The organism is Actinophytocola sediminis (genome assembly GCF_054779715.1).
In genome coordinates this window covers 67,517-83,034 of the sequence record NZ_BAAGXS010000018.1, presented here as the reverse complement: position 1 = coordinate 83,034, position 15,518 = coordinate 67,517, and the positions used below count along the sequence as shown (strand labels likewise).

Genomic DNA, 15,518 nt, shown 5'->3' with positions numbered 1-15,518 from the left:
CATCTTCATGCCCCGTGACAATTCCGATCCGGGACCGCCGGCCGGCATCGACCTGCACCGGCCGAGCATCGCCCGGATATACGACTACTACCTCGGCGGCCGGACGAACTGGGCGGCCGACCGCGAGTTCGCCGACTGCGTGCTGCGCACCTTTCCCCTGCTCAAGGACATCGCGCTCGGCAACCGGGTATTCCTCAACCGCGTGGTACGCCATCTCGACCAGCACGGCGTCCGCCAGTTCCTCGACATCGGCGCCGGCGTGCCCACCTCCGGGAACACCCACGAGGTCGCCGACGAGCTGCGCCACGCCCAACGCCGCCGACCGGACACCCGGGTGGTGTACGTGGCCAACGAGCCGGTCACCGTCGCGCACGCGGAGATCATGCTCGACCAGCAGGGCGACCCCAACCGGCACGCGGCGATCGCCGCCGACCTGCGCACCCCGGACGAGGTGTGGGAGCAGGCGCTGGACACCGAGCTGCTCGACCCGCACGCGCCGGTCGGCCTGTTACTGATCGCCGTGCTGCACTTCCGCCAGCCCGGCCCGCGCGGCGATGTCAGCGCCGAGTCGGTCGCCCGGTTCCGCGAGCTGCTGCCACCCGGCTCGTTCATCGCGATCACGCACGCCACCCTGGACGGCGTGCCACCCGCCATCACCGAGGGCTTCGCCGAGCTGAAACGCGCCTTCGACCGAGAGATCAGCAGCGACCTGGTCTTCCGCGCCCGCGCGGAGATCAGCGCGCTGCTCGACGGCTGGTCCATGCTCGACCCCGGCTGGGTGTGGGCGCCGCAGTGGCATCCGGAGGAGACCGGCCCCAGCGTCCGTACCATCACGTTCCCGTCACCCAGCCACGCTGGCCTCTGGTCGGGTGTCGGCAGGAAGGCGTGACAATGGGTGGGTGAACTGCCCATGTGGGACGGCCCTGCCGTTCGAGGAGTGCTGCGGGCCCCTGCACTCCGGCGCGACCACCGCGCCGACGGCCGTGGCACTGATGCGCTCGCGGTACACCGCGTTCGCCGTCGGTGATGTCACGTATCTGCTGCTGACCTGGGACCCGAGCACCCGGCCGGGGACACTGACCCTGGACCCCGGTCAACACTGGCAACGCCTGGAGATCGTGACCACCAGCGGCGGCGGGCTGCTGCACACCGAGGGCACGGTCGAGTTCCGCGCGCACTACCGCGAGGCGGGCCGGCGTGGCGTACAACACGAACGCTCCCGCTTCCGCCGCCACGACGGCCGCTGGGTCTACCTGGACGGAGTGCGGCCAGTTGGTCCCGGAGAGGCGGCACAACCATGAACGCCACGTTGGTCGCCAAGGGACTGGCGGCCGGGCATGGGGACCGGGTGCTGTTCGCCGGGCTGGACATGGTGGTCGCGCCGGGCGACGTGCTCGGGCTGGTCGGCGCGAACGGCGCCGGCAAGTCGACGCTGCTGCGCGTGCTCGGCGGCCTCATCGCGCCCGAGGAGGGCGCGGTCTCGCTGAGCCCGCCGAGCGCGAACGTCGGCTACCTGCCCCAGGAACCGGACCGGCGGCCGGGCGAGACCGTGCGCGCGTTCCTCGGCAGACGGACCGGCGTCACCGCCGCCCAGCACGTGCTGGACACGGCCACCGAGGCGCTCACCGCGCAGGCACCTGGCGCCGACGACGCCTACGCCGACGCGCTGGAACGCTGGCTCGCTCTCGGCGGCGCGGACCTCGACGAGCGGATGGCCGACGCGGCCGCCGACCTCGGCCTGACCGTCGACCTGGACGCGACCATGACCTCGCTGTCGGGCGGGCAGGCGGCCCGCGCCGGGATGGCCTCGCTGCTGCTGTCGCGCTACGACATCTTCCTGCTCGACGAGCCGACCAACGACCTCGACCTGGACGGGCTGGCCAGGCTGGAGGAGTTCGTCACCGGCCTGCGCGCGGCGACCGTGGTGGTGAGCCACGACCGCGAGTTCCTCGCCCGCACGGTCACCGGCGTGGTCGAGCTGGACCTGGCCCAGCAGCAGGTGAACAGCTACGGCGGCGGATACGAGTCCTACCTGGCCGAGCGGGCCGTCGAGCGCCGGCACGCGCGCGAGCGCTACGAGGAGTACGCCGGCACGAAGGCCGCGCTGGAACAGCGGGCGCGGACCCAGCGGGCGTGGATGGACAAGGGCGTGCGCAACGCGCGGCGCAAGGCCACCGACAACGACAAGATCGGCCGGAACAAACGGGTCGAGGCCACGGAGAAGCAGGCCGCGAAGGCCAGGCAGACCGACCGGCTCATCGAGCGGCTGGACACCGTCGAGGAACCGCGCAAGGAGTGGGCGCTGCGGATGGAGATCGCCGCGGCGCCACGGTCGGGCGCGGTGGTCGCCGCGTTGCGCGGCGCGGTCGTACGCCGGGGCGAGTTCACGCTCGGGCCGGTCGACCTGCAGATCGACTGGGCCGACCGGGTGGCGATCACCGGCGCGAACGGGGCCGGGAAGTCGACGCTGCTGGCCGCGCTGCTCGGGCGGGTCGAGCTCAGTGCCGGCCACAGTGCGTTGGGGCCCGGTGTGCGGGTGGGTGAGGTCGACCAGGCCCGGGGGCTGTTCACCGGGGACCGGACGCTGCTCGGGGCGTTCGAGGCCGAGCTGCCGGACTGGCCGCCGGCCGAGATCCGTACCCTGCTGGCGAAGTTCGGGCTGACCGCCGTGCACGTGCTGCGCACCGGCGACAGCCTCTCCCCGGGTGAGCGCACCCGGGCGGCGCTGGCGTTGCTCCAGGCGCGGGGGGTGAACCTGCTGGTGCTCGACGAGCCGACCAACCACCTGGACCTGCCGGCGATCGAGCAGCTCGAATCGGCGCTGGCGAACTATCCGGGCACCCTGCTACTGGTGACCCACGACCGTCGGATGCTCGACGCCGTGCACACCAACCGCCACATTCACGTGATCGACGGCACCGTCAGCTGAGAAGTGGCACGAATCAGGCGAACCGGTACCGGTTCGCCTACTGGGAACTGCTCTGCGAGCCCGACATCGGCCACCGGCGTTTCGCTGGACTGCCCTGAAGGACGCCGTGGACCGTGGGTGTCCGTTGACGTCCTTCAGGGCAGCGCGAATTCACGGCCCCAGCTCGTGCGCCAGCTAATGGCGGGTCAGCTCTTCTTGCGGGTGCGACGCTTGGGGGCCTTCTCCACCGTCTGGGCGTCTTTGTACGCCTCCAGCACGTGACCAGGAATGCGACCGCGGGCGGAGAGCTCGAAGCCGTTCTCCTGGGCCCACTCACGGACCTGGCCCGCTTCTCCGTTGGCCGCGGCACCGTTCGTTGGTCGGCTACCACGCTTGATTCGACCACCGGTGCGCCGCGCGGCGTTCACATAGTCGGCAAGCGTGCCCCGGAGCCGCTCGGCGTTCTCTTCGGTGAGATCAATCTCATAGTTGGCACCGTCCAATCCGAACAGGACGGTGGAGATGTCGGCGGAAGCCGCACCGGTCAGATCGTCTACCAGTTGGACAAGAACTTTCTGCGCCATGAGGGGAGCCCTTCTGAGATGCCGTCGCGAATGCGACTATCAGTTGCTGAACATTAGCAAGCGCCCGGCAGTATTCCAAGCAGGGGGCGGCAGATCAAGGCATCAGGATTTATTTAGCTGGGTAGAAGTTCTCAGCCAACCCGGCCGAGTAGCGACGCGCGCTACACAGCGCAACAGTCCGAGGTGGACCATGACCGGGGGGTCAATACGATCGAGGATTCCGGCGCTCCCGGAGAGCGGGGCGAGGCGGCCCGGCTCGGTCACTCGACGAGGCTGCCTGACTGGAGGATGCCACCAGTTTTCGGCCGACGCCAGCCACGCCTGCTCATCGGGCGATGCCCTTGGCCTGAATGGGCCCCGCGCGGAGTCCGGTCCGTGCGGGATGGGCGGTTTCTTGTTTCGCCAGCGCGCGCCGACGGGGCGCTGGGCCTGCGGGTTCCCGCTGTTCCCGGCCCGAGACGGCGTCATTTCGCCCGTCATGGGCTTGTGGTGACTTGTTCGGTTTGGTGGCGCGCCAGGGCGCGCAATCCCAAAGTGCGGGAGAAGACCCTGGCCACGCCCGGTCGGTACCGCCGCCACGCCACAGCCGATCGCATTGTCGGGAGCGTTGCACTCGCGGGTCCGGAGCGTTGGGCTCGCGTGTCACGAGCGTTGGACTCGCGGGGCGGGAGCGTTGGACTCGCGCGGGGGTGGGAAAGCAGAAGCCCCCGCGAGTGCTGACAGGTCGGGGGTCCGCCAGCACCGCGGGGGCAACTGGGACATCGTCGGGGTCGGCGGGGGTGTTACAGATCGCTTTTGTGTTTCAGGGATGAGACGGGGAGCCGGGGACTCTGGTAGAACGTGTTCTAGATTCGGTCTTGGAGGTCAGGTGGGCGACGCGGCGGCTGAGGTACTGACCGGGCAGGTGTGGACGGAGTTCTGCCGGGCACTGGAGGGGGCCGGGCAGGTGGTGTTACGCGAGCACGCGCCGGCCACGGCGCTGGACCGCGCGGAGGGGTTTCGGTATCTGACCCGGCTGGTGCGCGAGATGCTCTACGCCACCATCGAGAACGCCGACCCGGACCTTCCCCGGCTGCGGGAGCTCGACCTGGTCAAGATCGGCGCCGACAACCCGGACAACGTCTACCTGTCGGCCACCATCCGCGGCGACCGGACCTACCGGATCACCGGCAGGCGGGGCACCATCGCCTACTTCAGCATCGGGTCCAAGGCCAACCGCTACGCCAAGGACGGCACGATGGCCTCCACCGGCGAGCTGTCCGACCGTGACCTGGAGGTCGACGAGGACGGCACGGTGACCATCATCGCCAGCGCCACCCCGTGCGCGGGGAACTGGCTGCCGCTGGCGGCGGACTCGACCAGCCTCGTGGTCCGCCAGACCTACCTCGACCGCGAGCGCGAGGAACCGGGCAGCTGGCGGATCGAGAACGTCGACGGCCCGGCCGCCCCCGGGCCGCTGGACCCGGAGTTCCTGGCCAAGGCCCTGCGCCGGGCGGCGCTGGCCGTGCACGGGACCGCGGCCACCTTCGCCGGCTGGACCGAGCTGTTCATGTCCCGGCCCAACGAGCTGCCCGACTTCGGCCAGGAGATGTTCCAGCGCGCCGGCGGCGACCCGGAGATCCACTACCTGCACGGCTACTGGCGGCTGGCGCCGGACGAGGCGTGGGTCATCCAGACCGTGGTGCCCGACTGCCCGTACTGGAACTTCCAGCTGGACAACTGGTGGATGGAGTCCCTCGACCACGACCACCGGATCACGGTCAACAAACACACCGCCGTCCGCGACCCCGACGGCCGGCTCACGATCATCGTCGCGGCCACCGATCCCGGCCGGGGCAACTGGATCGACACCTGCGGACACACCAGCGGCACCGCCCTACTCCGCTGGCTGGGCGCCACCGAACACCCCGTCCCCGACTGCCGCGTGGTACCGCTCAAGGAGGTCCGGTGAAGCACCCTCCGTCAACCCCAGAATCAAAGGGCCTCCCCAACCGCACCTCAGGGGAACGTGACGCAACCCAGCCACAAGTACCTCACCAACCGGCACCCTCCATCCCCAACGCAACCAACACATTTAAATCCGGGGTGGCGGGACTGCTCTACGCCGCTCGGCGGCGGACCGGGCTGGACGACTTCGGTGATGACTGGTTCATCGAGCCGTTGACCGTGCTCACCACGAGCCTGGTCGAGCAGGCGCGGCTGTCCCCGCTGGGGCTCGAGCTGACCAGGCGCCGGCTCACCGCGTTGCTCGGCGACCGGTTGCGCGCCAGGGAACTGCGCCGCCGGCACCCGGAGATCGCCGAGCTCGACGTGCCGGTGGCCGCGGTGATCTGCGGTCTGCCCCGGACCGGGTCGACGCTGCTGCACCGGTTGCTCGCCGCCTCTCCCCGGCTGACCGCCCCGCTGTCCTGGGAGACCTCCTATCCCGTCCCGTTTCCCGGCGAGGGCCGCGACGCCGAGGAACGCAAGCGGCGAGCGCGGGAGCGGGCCGCGGTCTTCCTGGAGATGTCACCCGACTTCGGCGACATCCACACCATCGAGTGGGACGGTCCGGAGGAGGACGTGATCCTGCTCGACCGCACGTTCACCTCGATGAGCTTCGACTCCTTCTACTGGGTGCCCACCTACGGCGACTGGCTACGCCAGGTCGACCAGGCCCCGGCGTACGCGGAACTGCGGGAGTGGCTCCAGCTGCTCCAGTGGCAGGACCCGGCCCGCGCCGGCCGGGCGTGGGTGCTCAAGTCGCCCCATCACCTGATGGCCACCGACACCGTGCTGGACACCTTCCCCGGCTGCCGGATCGTGATGACCCACCGGTCGCCGGTGGCCGCGGTGCCCTCCTACGCCTCGATGGTGGTGTCGATGAGCCGGCAGTACAGCGACGAGGTCGACCCGCACGCCGTCGGGCCGTACTGGGCCGACCGGTTCGCCACCACGCTGCGCGGGTTCGTCGAGTCAAGGGACCGGCGCCAGGACCGGTTCGTCGACGTCCGGTTCACCGACCTGGTCACCGACCCGATCGAGCGGACGATGGCCCTGCTCGGCGAGCTCGGCCTGCCCGCCGACGAGCACGACCGGGCCGCGTTCACCGACTACCGCGAACGCAACCGCGCGCAGCGGCACGGCACGCACACCTACACCTCGGCGGACTTCGGGCTGAGCGACGACGGCCTGGCCAGGGACTTCGCCTACTACCAGGAAGGCACCCCGTGATCCTCGACGGCGAGGTCGTGATCGTCTCCGGAGTCGGCGCCGGGCTCGGCGCCAAGCTCGCCACCCGCGCGGCCGCCGAGGGTGCGAAGGTCGTGATGGCCGCGCGGTCGACCGAGGTGATGGCCGAGGTGACCGAGCGGGTCGCCGCGGCCGGCGGCGAGGCGGTCGGCGTGCCGTGCGACGTGCGCCGGCCGGCGGACGCGGCCCGGGTCGTGGACACCGCGGTCGAGCGGTTCGGCCGGGTGACCGGGCTGGTGAACTCCGCCTACTCCCACCCCGGCTTCCACGACCTGCTCGCCACCCCGGACCGGCAGCTGCGCCGCTCGCTGGACATCATCGTGCACGGCGCGCTGGAGATGACCAGGGCCGCCGTGGCGCACATGCCGGCCGGCTCGGCGATCGTCAACGTCGGCACCATGTCCACCCGCAAGCCGATGCGCGGCGAGGGCGGCTACGCGCTGGCGAAGGCGGCCATGGCGTGCGCGAGCCAGTACCTCGCGCTGGAGCTCGGCGAGCGCGGTATCCGGGTCAACCAGGCCGTGCTCGGCTGGCTGGACGGCCCCGGCGTGCGGTACTACCTCGAACTGACCGCCACCCAGCGCGGCGTGACCAAACAGGAGGTCTACGACGAGATCGCCGCCCGCAACCCGCTCAACCGCATCCCCACCGACGAGGCCTGCGCGGGCGCCATCCTGTTCCTGCTCTCCAAGCTGTCCACCGAACTGACCGGCGCCGTCCTCGACGTCAACGGCGGCGAGCACATGCCGAGCTGAATGCGACGAAGGCGTCCTTCATCGCGGTTCAGAAGACGCCGAGGGTGTGGAGTTGGGTCAGGATGGCGTCAGCCGCCTCCTCGGCGGTGGTGGTGGCGGTGTTCACCTTCACCTCGGGGGACTCGGGGGGTTCGTAGGGGGAGTCGATGCCGGTGAAGTTGGGCAGTTCGCCTCGGCGGGCCTTGGCGTAGAGGCCCTTGCGATCCCGGCTCTCCGCCACGGCGAGCGTGGTGTCCACGTGGACCTCGCAGAACTCGTCGGCCTCGACGATGCCGCGGGCCAGTGCGCGCTCCGCGCGGAACGGCGAGATGAACGACACCAGCACGATCAGCCCGGCCTGCACCATCAGCCCGGCCACCTCGCCCACCCGGCGCACGTTCTCCACCCGGTCGACGTCGGTGAAGCCAAGGTCGCGGTTCAGGCCGTGCCGCACGTTGTCGCCGTCGAGGGTGAACGTGTGCTTGCCCTGCGCGTGCAGCCGCTGTTCGACCAGGTTCGCGATCGTCGACTTGCCGGCGCCGGACAGCCCGGTGAACCACACCACGCAGCCGCGGTGCCCGTTGAGCCGCGCCCGCTCGTCCTTGTCGACCGCCAGGTCCTGCCACTGCACGTTGGTCGACCGGCGCAGCGCGAAGCGCACCAGCCCGGCGCCGACGGTGGCGTTGGTGAGCCGGTCGATGATGATGAACCCGCCGAGATCACGGTTGTCCCGGTAGGGATCCACCGCGATCGGCTGGTCGAAGTGGACGTTGCCAAGGCCGATCTCGTTGAGGTGCAGGGTCTTCGCCGCGAGGTGGGCGCCGGTGTCGACGTCCAGCCGGTGTTTGGGCGAGTCCAGGCTCAGCCCGACGGTCCGCGCGCCGATCTTGGCCAGGTAGCGCCTGCCGGGGAGCATCTCCTGCTCCCCCAGCCAGATCAGGTCGGCCTGGCACGCGCCGGCGATCGACGGCGGGTCCCCCGCGGTGAGCACCGCGCCCCGGCTGATGTCCAGGTCGTCGGCCAGTACGACAGTGACCGACTGGCCGGCGCCTGCCTCGTCCAGGTCGCCGTCGAAGGTGACCAGCCGCTCCACCGTGGTCTCGTGCTCGCCGGGGAACACGCGCACCTTCTCGCCCGGCCGGATGGTGCCGCCGAGGATCGCCCCGGACAGGCCGCGGAAGTCCGGGTCCGGCCGGTTCACCCACTGCACGATCATCCGGAACGGCGAGGCCCGCCGGTCGTCCTCGACATCCACCCGCTCGAGCCAGTCGAGCAGGGTCGGCCCGTCGTACCACGGCATCTGGGTGGCCGGGGTGACCACGTTGGCGCCGTCGAGCGCGGAGACCGGGACGCAGGCCACCTCGTCGATGCCGATCTCGGTGGCGAACTCCCGGTAGTCCTTCGCGATCTGCTCGAAGGTCTGCTGGTCGTAGCCGACCAGGTCGATCTTGTTCACCGCGAGCACGACCTTGCGGATGCCGAGCAGCGCGACCAGATGGCTGTGCCGGCGGGTCTGGCGCAGCACGCCCCTGCGCGCGTCCAGCAGGATGACCGCGGCGTCCGCGGTGGACGCGCCGGTGACCATGTTCCTGGTGTACTGCTCGTGGCCCGGGGTGTCCGCGACGATGAACGCGCGCGCCTCGGTGGCGAAGTACCGGTAGGCGACGTCGATCGTGATGCCCTGTTCGCGCTCCGCGAGCAGGCCGTCGACCAGCAGCGACAGGTCCAGCGTCGCGCCGTGCCGCTTGGAGTCGGCGGCCAGGGTGGCGAGTTGGTCGGCGTGCAGCTGGCGGGTGTCGTAGAGCAGCCGGCCGATCAGCGTGCTCTTGCCGTCGTCGACGCTGCCGCAGGTGATGAACCGCAGGAGACCCATCAGAAGTACCCCTCCCGCTTCTTGCGCTCCATCGACCCGGACTGGTCGCGGTCGATCATCCGGCCCTGCCGCTCGGAGCTGGTCGCGCCGACGGTCTCCGCGACGACCTCGCGCACGGTCGTGGCGGTGCTCGCCACCGCGCCGGTGAGCGGGTAGCAGCCAAGCGTGCGGAACCGCACCGTGCGCTGCTCGGGAAGCTCGCCGTCGGTCAGCGGCATCCGGTCGTCGTCGACCATGATCAGCGAGCCGTCCCGCTCCACCACCGGCCGGCTGGCCGCGAAGTACAGCGGCACCACCGGGATCCGCTCCCGTTCGATGTACTGCCAGACGTCCAGCTCGGTCCAGTTGGACAGCGGGAACACCCGGATGCTCTCCCCGGGCGCGGTGCGCGCGTTGTACAGCCGCCACAGCTCGGGGCGCTGGGCGCGGGGTTCCCAGCGGTGGTCGGCGGTGCGGAAGGAGAACACCCGTTCCTTGGCGCGCGAGGCCTCCTCGTCCCGGCGGGCGCCGCCGAACGCGAGGTCGAAGCGGTGCTTGTCCATCGCCTGGCGCAGGCCCTGGGTCTTCCACATGTCGGTATGGGTGGCCGAGCCGTGGGTGAACGGGTTGATGCCAAGCGCCAGGCACTCCGGGTTGTGGTGCACGATCAGCTCGAGGCCGTGCTCGGCCACGACCCGGTCCCGGAACTCGATCATCTCCCGGAACTTCCAGGTGGTGTCGACGTGCAGCAACGGGAACGGCGGCGGTGACGGGTAGAACGCCTTCCTCGCCAGGTGGAGCAGGACAGAGGAGTCCTTGCCGATCGAGTACAACAGCACGGGTCTCTCGCTCTCGGCGACCGCCTCGCGCATGATGTCGATACTCTCGGCCTCCAGCCAGTCAAGGTGGGTCCACACTCTGGACATGCTAGGCGTAGACCGTTCGTACTAACCCGCCGGGACAGCCAGATTCACTACGGATGGGGGTGAATGTCCGGCATCAGGACGCCGGGAAACCGGGCGCGCGCGGCGCCAACCGACACCGGTTCCGGCGGGTACACCGGCCAGCCGAGCGTGTCCCACAGCCAGGCCAGGCGCTCGTGGCTCATGTTGATCGCACTCGCCTGCCAACCCAGTCCTCGGGAGCTGAACAACCGGCAGGCTGAACGGTCTGCCGGTCACCTCGCCCCGATGCCGGTGAGCGCGCGGACCGACAGCTGCTCGCCGAGGCCGGCATCGGCGCGGTCGCGGCTCAGCACGGTGCCGAGGAAGCCGAGCAGGAACGACAGCGGGATCGACACGATGCCCGGATTGCTCAACGGGAACACGTGGAAGTCCACGTTCTCGAGAATAGCGGTGCTGCTGCCGGAGAACACCGGTGAGAACACGATCAACAGCAGGCACGAGCCCAGCCCGCCGTACATGGACCACAGCGTGCCGGTCGTGTTGAAGCGCCGCCAGAACAGCGTGTAGAGGATCGTCGGCAGGTTGGCCGACGCGGCGATGGCGAACGCCAACGCCACCAACGACGCCACGTTCTGGCCCAGCGCCAGGATGCCACCGAGGATCGACAGGCAGCCGATCACCACCGCGGTGATCCGCGCGACCCGCAGCTCCGCGCCCGGTCTCGGCCGCCCGTGCCGGATCACGTTCGCGTACACGTCGTGGGCGAAGGACGCCGACGCGGTCAGCGTCAGCCCGGCCACCACCGCGAGGATCGTGGTGAACGCGACCGCGGCCACGATCGCGAACAGCACCGCGCCGCCGACCTCGAAGGCCAGCAGCGGCACCGCCGAGTTCTCCCCACCGGGCGCGGAGATGATCGCCGATGACCCGACGATCGCGCTCGCGCCGTAGCCGATGACCAACGTGGCCAGGTAGAACAGCACCATCGCCCAGATCGCGGACATCACCGACCGGCGCGCCTGCACCGCGTCGGGCACCGTGTAGAACCGCATCAGCACGTGCGGCAGCGCGCCCGCGCCGAGCACCAGCGCGACGGCCAGCGAGACGAAGTCGAGCTTGCTCGTCGCGGTCTGCCCGAACAGCGCGCCGGGGGCCAACATCGCGTCGCCGTGCCCGTTGTTGGCCGCCGCGCGGTCGAGCAGGGCGCTCAGGTTGAAGCCGAACTTGCCGAGGATGAAGACACTCAGCATGAGCACGCACGCCAACAGCAGGCTGGCCTTGATGATCTGCACCCAGGTGGTCCCCTTCATGCCACCGACCAGCACGTAGCTGACCATGATCGCGCCGACGCCGACGATCACCAGCGCCTGCCCGCCGGTGGAGCGCACGTCCAGCAGCAGCGACACCAGCACGCCGGCCCCGGCCATCTGGGCGATCAGGTAGAACGCCGAGATCACCAGCGTCGAGTACGCCGCCGCCGCGCGCACCGGGCGTTGGCGCATCCGGAAGCTGACCACGTCGCCCATGGTGAACCGGCCGACGTTGCGGAACCGCTCGGCGATCAGCAGCAGCGGGACGAGCCAGGCGACCAGAAAGCCGATCGAGTACAGGAATCCGTCATAACCATGAACCGCGATCGCGCCGGCGACCCCGAGAAAACTCGCCGCGGACAGATAGTCCCCGGACAGCGCGACCCCGTTCTGCACCCCGCTGAACGCACCGCCAGCGGCGTAGTAGTCGGCGGTGGTGGTATTGCGGCTGCTGACCCGGTAGACCACGAACAAGGTCACCGCGACGATGCCGACGAAGATCGCGATGTTGAGCACCGGGTTGCCGCTCACTCGTGCCCACCCGCCCGCGCCCGCAGTGCGCTGACCTGCGGATCCATCTTCCTTCTGGCGAACCGGGAGTAGGCGGTCATGATGAGCACGGTGCTGAGGAACTGGGACAGGCCAAGCAGCAGCCCGACATTGACCGAGCCGAACACCGGCGTCGCCATGAACTCCTCGGCGTAGGCGGCGAGCAGCACATAGGTCAGATACCAGCAGAAGAACAACGCCGCCGCGGGAAAGACGAACCGGACCACCCGGCGGCGCAGCGCGCGGAATTCCGGCAGGTCGTGGATCATGCCGAAGTCCGGTGCACCCGCCTCGTCGGCAAGGTAATCCTTTTCCGGCAGCCGGGTAAAGGAAGACATTCTGGTCATGCCGGGGCCTCCGCGATGATCTCCAGCGCGCCAACCTGGTGTGGCGCCGAAAGCGTAGCTACCACGTCAAGTTCGACTCGCGGCCGGAAGCCCCAGGTAGGGGACCTACTATCGGTATGCAACGGAGCGTATTCAACTGGTGGCGTAATCAGCTCTTGTACTCATTGTCACGACCTACTTAGGTTTATAAAAATCGTCGCACCGGCGCGTCAGCTGGGCGTATCCCGTGAAGGGCTGTTCGTGAACGGGACATGGTGGACCGCGACCGTGCGGTGGCGCAACTGGCCGCTGCTGGTCAAGCTCGGTGTGGTCCTCGTCGTGCCGGTGGTCGGCGCGCTCGTGCTCGGCGTGCTGCGGGTGCAGCAGGACGTCACGCTTGCCGGCAGCTACGCCGACATCGAGCAGGTCGCCGCCCTGCGGGTGGAGCTGGGCCGCACCCTGACCGCGGTGCAGGAGGAACGCAACGAGACCGCGCGCGGCGCGCAGGACATCACCGTGCGCGCCGCGGCCACCGACGCGGCGGTCGGCCGGACGACCGAGGCACTCGGCCAGGCGCCCGATCTCGGCGAGGACGTGTCCCGGCGCTACCGGGCGATGACCGGAAACCTCGGCCTGCTCGGCTACGCACGCGAACGGCTCAACGCCGGCGGCGACCGGTCGATCATCCTCAACGCGTACAACGCCGTGGCGAAGGCGATCCTGGAGTTCGACCGGACGCTGGTCGGCCGGTTCCCCGACGAGCAGCTGTCGGCGACCTCGATCGCGCTCAACGAGCTGCAGTCGATCCGTGAGCAGGTCGGCGTGCAGCACGCGGCCGGGTTGCTCGGGCTCGCCGACGGCACCCTGTCCACCCTCGAGGGCGCGCCGATCGTGGAGGCGGACCTGCGGCTGGACGACAACCTCAGCGACTTCCAGGGTGTCGCGCCACCGGCGATGGTCGGCCGCTACGAGCGCGCGGTGACCGGCAACGCGGTCGCCGCGCGGCAGGTGATGGCCGACGCGGTGCGCGCCGGCACCGCGCGGTTCACCCCTCGGCAGTGGGACGCCACGCTGAACACCACCGCCGAGATGATGCGCGGGGTCAGCGAGGACGAGGCCGACCGGTTGCGCGCCGAGTCCGGGCGGCTGGCCGAGTACATCAGCAACCGCGCGGGCGCGGAGTCGGTGCTGCTGCTGACGTTGGTGCTGCTCGCCGCCGGCGTCGGCGGCGGGCTCGGCCGCTATCTGGTGCGCTCGTTCGGCACCCTGCGCCGGACCGCGCTGGAGGTGGCGGCCACCCGGCTGCCGGCGGCGGTCGAGGCCATCCGCGCCGGCGAGGCGGACAAGGCGGTGATCCAGCCGGTTCCGTTGCACACCACCGAGGAGTTCGGCCAGTTGGCCAGGGCGTTCGACCGGGTGCACGAGCAGGCGGTGGCATCGGCGGCCGACGAGGCGACCCTGCGCCGCGACCTGAGCAACATCTTCCTGAACCTGTCCCGGCGCAGCCAGAGCCTGGTGGAGCGCCAGCTGCGCCAGCTCGAACAATTGGAGCAGAAGGCCGACGACCCCGACCAGCTGTCCAACCTGTTCCGGATCGACCACCTGGCAACGAGGATGCGCCGCAACAACGAGAACCTGATGGTGCTCTCCGGTGCCGTGCTCGGCCGGCGGTTCACCGAACCCGTGCCGCTGCCCGACATCCTGCGGGCCGCGGTGTCGGAGGTGGAGCAGTACCAGCGGGCGCTCGTCCGGTCGGTGCCCGACGCGCGGATCGTCGGCTACGCGGCGGGCGACCTGATCCGCTCGGTGGCCGAGCTGATCGAGAACGCCACCACCTTCTCCCCGCCGGACAGCCAGGCGGTCATCGAGAGCACCGCGCTCGGCGACGGCACGCTGCGCATCGACGTCCTCGACGACGGCATCGGCATGGGGGACACCGAGCTGCGCGAGGCCAACGAACGGGTCGCCGCCGGCGGCGGGGTCGATGTGCCGATCTCGCGCCAGATGGGCCTGTTCGTGGTCGGCAGGTTGACCGCGCGGCACGGGATCACGGTCACGTTGAACCGGCGCGAGGGCCGCGGTCTCGGCGCCTCGCTGGTGGTGCCCGCCGGCATCGTCACCGCCGGTACCGAGGGCGCAGTCACCACGGGCACAGCCATCCCTGGCACAGCCATCCCTGGCACAGCCACCACCGGTACCGCTGGCGCCGCTGGCGCCGAGCCGTCGGCGGCCGAAACCGGGACCGCGCCGGCCGTCCAGGTGGCCGACCGGCTGCAGCTGGCCGGGATCGACGTGCGGCTGCCCGAGTTCCCACTGGCCCGCACGCCGGCGTCGATCCTGTTCACCGCGCACACCCCGGTGGACCAGCAGGCGGCGGACTCCGCGTCGATCCCCGCGTCGATCCCCGCGGCGGCCACGGACTTCACCTGGCTGCGGCGCCGGGGCAACGCATCCCGGTCGTCGGCGCCCCCGCCATCGGCCGCACCGGCCGCGCCGACGGTGACGACCGGGCCAAACGGGTTGCCCAAACGCGTGCCGAAGGGCCAGTCGCGCGCGCAGGCGACACCGCAGTCGACACCGCAGTCGCCGCCGCAGGGCGGCGGTGGCCGGCCGGCCAGGGATCCCGCGCGGGCACGCGGGTTCCTCAGTGATTACCAGGCGGGCATTCGTGATGGCACAACCGAAAGGGGGAGGCATGATCGGGACTTCCGATGACACGCACCACATGGGGCAGTTCGGCTGGCTGGTGAACAATTTCGCCGACAGTGTGCCGGGGGTGGCGCACGCGGTGGTGGTGTCGGTCGACGGGCTGTTGCTGACCGCGTCCACCGGGCTGCCGACCGACCGCGCCGAGCAGATGTCGGCGATCGCCGCCGGGATCGTGAGCCTGAACCTCGGGGCGGCGCAGTGCCTCGGCGCCGAGCAGGTGATCCGGTCGGTCATCGAGATGGACCACGGCGCGCTGCTGCTGATGTCGATCAAGGACGGCTCCTGCCTGGCCGTGCTCGCCGACCGGGACACCGACATCACGCAGGTGGCCTACGAGATGACGGTGTTGGTCGACCAGGTCGGGCAGATCCTGACCCCGCAGTTGCGGGCGGCCCTGGCCGCGGGCTGAC

Annotated in this window: 14 protein-coding genes; 8 read left to right on the top strand and 6 right to left on the bottom strand. The window is 70.3% G+C overall.

Annotated elements, in window-relative coordinates; translation table 11 throughout:
• The first annotated feature begins 7 nt into the window (after positions 1-7).
• The 3 genes from ACYVIP_RS10710 to ACYVIP_RS10700 are packed head-to-tail and all read left to right on the top strand — an operon-like array spanning position 8 to position 2,929.
• Positions 8-889 carry an SAM-dependent methyltransferase gene (locus tag ACYVIP_RS10710; RefSeq protein WP_460394719.1) on the top strand — a complete coding sequence of 294 codons (882 nt, stop codon included), beginning with the start codon at positions 8-10 and terminating at the stop codon, positions 887-889.
• A 10-nt stretch (positions 890-899) separates the two neighbouring features.
• Positions 900-1,301, top strand: coding sequence for a YchJ family protein (locus ACYVIP_RS10705; protein ID WP_460394717.1), 402 nt, complete (start codon positions 900-902; stop codon positions 1,299-1,301).
• Positions 1,298-2,929 (top strand): ABC-F family ATP-binding cassette domain-containing protein, encoded by a 1,632-nt coding sequence (locus tag ACYVIP_RS10700; protein ID WP_460394715.1) that lies wholly within the window; start codon positions 1,298-1,300, stop codon positions 2,927-2,929. Before ACYVIP_RS10705 ends, ACYVIP_RS10700 begins: the two co-directional genes overlap by 4 nt.
• Positions 2,930-3,114: 185 nt before the next feature.
• Here the strand turns inward: ACYVIP_RS10700 and ACYVIP_RS10695 are convergent, their stop codons facing one another.
• Positions 3,115-3,492 (bottom strand): histone-like nucleoid-structuring protein Lsr2, encoded by a 378-nt coding sequence (locus ACYVIP_RS10695; RefSeq protein WP_460394713.1) that lies wholly within the window; start codon positions 3,490-3,492, stop codon positions 3,115-3,117.
• 868 nt (positions 3,493-4,360) lie between these two features.
• Here ACYVIP_RS10695 and ACYVIP_RS10690 point away from each other — a divergent pair.
• From ACYVIP_RS10690 to ACYVIP_RS10680, 3 genes are all read left to right on the top strand, one after another.
• On the top strand, positions 4,361-5,443 hold the full coding sequence (locus tag ACYVIP_RS10690) for a DUF1214 domain-containing protein (RefSeq protein WP_460394711.1): 1,083 nt from the start codon (positions 4,361-4,363) through the stop codon (positions 5,441-5,443).
• Between the two features lie 134 nt (positions 5,444-5,577).
• Entirely contained in the window at positions 5,578-6,705 is a 1,128-nt protein-coding gene (locus ACYVIP_RS10685; protein WP_460394709.1) for a sulfotransferase family protein, read from the top strand.
• On the top strand, positions 6,702-7,478 hold the full coding sequence (locus ACYVIP_RS10680) for an SDR family oxidoreductase (RefSeq protein WP_460394707.1): 777 nt from the start codon (positions 6,702-6,704) through the stop codon (positions 7,476-7,478). The genes ACYVIP_RS10685 and ACYVIP_RS10680 overlap by 4 nt, the downstream gene beginning before the upstream one ends.
• A gap of 28 nt (positions 7,479-7,506) precedes the next feature.
• Here ACYVIP_RS10680 and cysN read toward each other — a convergent pair whose 3' ends face one another.
• The 5 genes from cysN to ACYVIP_RS10655 form a co-directional block, all read right to left on the bottom strand.
• Positions 7,507-9,330: a sulfate adenylyltransferase subunit CysN gene (gene cysN / locus ACYVIP_RS10675; RefSeq protein ID WP_460394705.1), complete on the bottom strand. Its 1,824-nt coding sequence runs from the start codon at positions 9,328-9,330 to the stop codon at positions 7,507-7,509.
• Positions 9,330-10,181 (bottom strand): sulfate adenylyltransferase subunit CysD, encoded by an 852-nt coding sequence (gene cysD / locus ACYVIP_RS10670; protein WP_460395209.1) that lies wholly within the window; start codon positions 10,179-10,181, stop codon positions 9,330-9,332. Before cysD ends, cysN begins: the two co-directional genes overlap by 1 nt.
• A 101-nt stretch (positions 10,182-10,282) precedes the next feature.
• Positions 10,283-10,417 carry a hypothetical protein gene (locus ACYVIP_RS10665; RefSeq protein ID WP_460394703.1) on the bottom strand — a complete coding sequence of 45 codons (135 nt, stop codon included), beginning with the start codon at positions 10,415-10,417 and terminating at the stop codon, positions 10,283-10,285.
• Between the two features lie 69 nt (positions 10,418-10,486).
• Positions 10,487-12,055, bottom strand: coding sequence for a solute symporter family protein (locus ACYVIP_RS10660; RefSeq protein ID WP_460394701.1), 1,569 nt, complete (start codon positions 12,053-12,055; stop codon positions 10,487-10,489).
• Entirely contained in the window at positions 12,052-12,420 is a 369-nt protein-coding gene (locus tag ACYVIP_RS10655; RefSeq protein WP_460394699.1) for a DUF485 domain-containing protein, read from the bottom strand. Before ACYVIP_RS10655 ends, ACYVIP_RS10660 begins: the two co-directional genes overlap by 4 nt.
• Before the next feature lie 240 nt (positions 12,421-12,660).
• Here ACYVIP_RS10655 and ACYVIP_RS10650 point away from each other — a divergent pair, with 240 nt between their 5' ends.
• Both ACYVIP_RS10650 and ACYVIP_RS10645 read left to right on the top strand, forming a co-directional pair.
• Positions 12,661-15,114 (top strand): sensor histidine kinase, encoded by a 2,454-nt coding sequence (locus tag ACYVIP_RS10650; RefSeq protein ID WP_460394697.1) that lies wholly within the window; start codon positions 12,661-12,663, stop codon positions 15,112-15,114.
• Positions 15,095-15,517, top strand: a complete 423-nt coding sequence (locus ACYVIP_RS10645; RefSeq protein WP_460394695.1) for a roadblock/LC7 domain-containing protein — start codon at positions 15,095-15,097, stop codon at positions 15,515-15,517. The genes ACYVIP_RS10650 and ACYVIP_RS10645 overlap by 20 nt, the downstream gene beginning before the upstream one ends.
• Position 15,518 lies beyond the last annotated feature (1 nt).

What these genes read in the sequence shown, in the direction of transcription:
- ACYVIP_RS10710 (WP_460394719.1), top strand. Translation starts at nt 8, where the DNA reads ATGCCCCGTGACAATTCCGATCCGGGACCGCCGGCCGGCATCGACCTG.
- ACYVIP_RS10700 (WP_460394715.1), top strand. Translation starts at nt 1,298, where the DNA reads ATGAACGCCACGTTGGTCGCCAAGGGACTGGCGGCCGGGCATGGGGAC.
- ACYVIP_RS10695 (WP_460394713.1), bottom strand. Translation starts at nt 3,492, where the DNA reads ATGGCGCAGAAAGTTCTTGTCCAACTGGTAGACGATCTGACCGGTGCG.
- cysN (WP_460394705.1), bottom strand. Translation starts at nt 9,330, where the DNA reads ATGGGTCTCCTGCGGTTCATCACCTGCGGCAGCGTCGACGACGGCAAG.
- cysD (WP_460395209.1), bottom strand. Translation starts at nt 10,181, where the DNA reads ATGCGCGAGGCGGTCGCCGAGAGCGAGAGACCCGTGCTGTTGTACTCG.
- ACYVIP_RS10665 (WP_460394703.1), bottom strand. Translation starts at nt 10,417, where the DNA reads ATGAGCCACGAGCGCCTGGCCTGGCTGTGGGACACGCTCGGCTGGCCG.
- ACYVIP_RS10655 (WP_460394699.1), bottom strand. Translation starts at nt 12,420, where the DNA reads ATGACCAGAATGTCTTCCTTTACCCGGCTGCCGGAAAAGGATTACCTT.
- ACYVIP_RS10645 (WP_460394695.1), top strand. Translation starts at nt 15,095, where the DNA reads ATGATCGGGACTTCCGATGACACGCACCACATGGGGCAGTTCGGCTGG.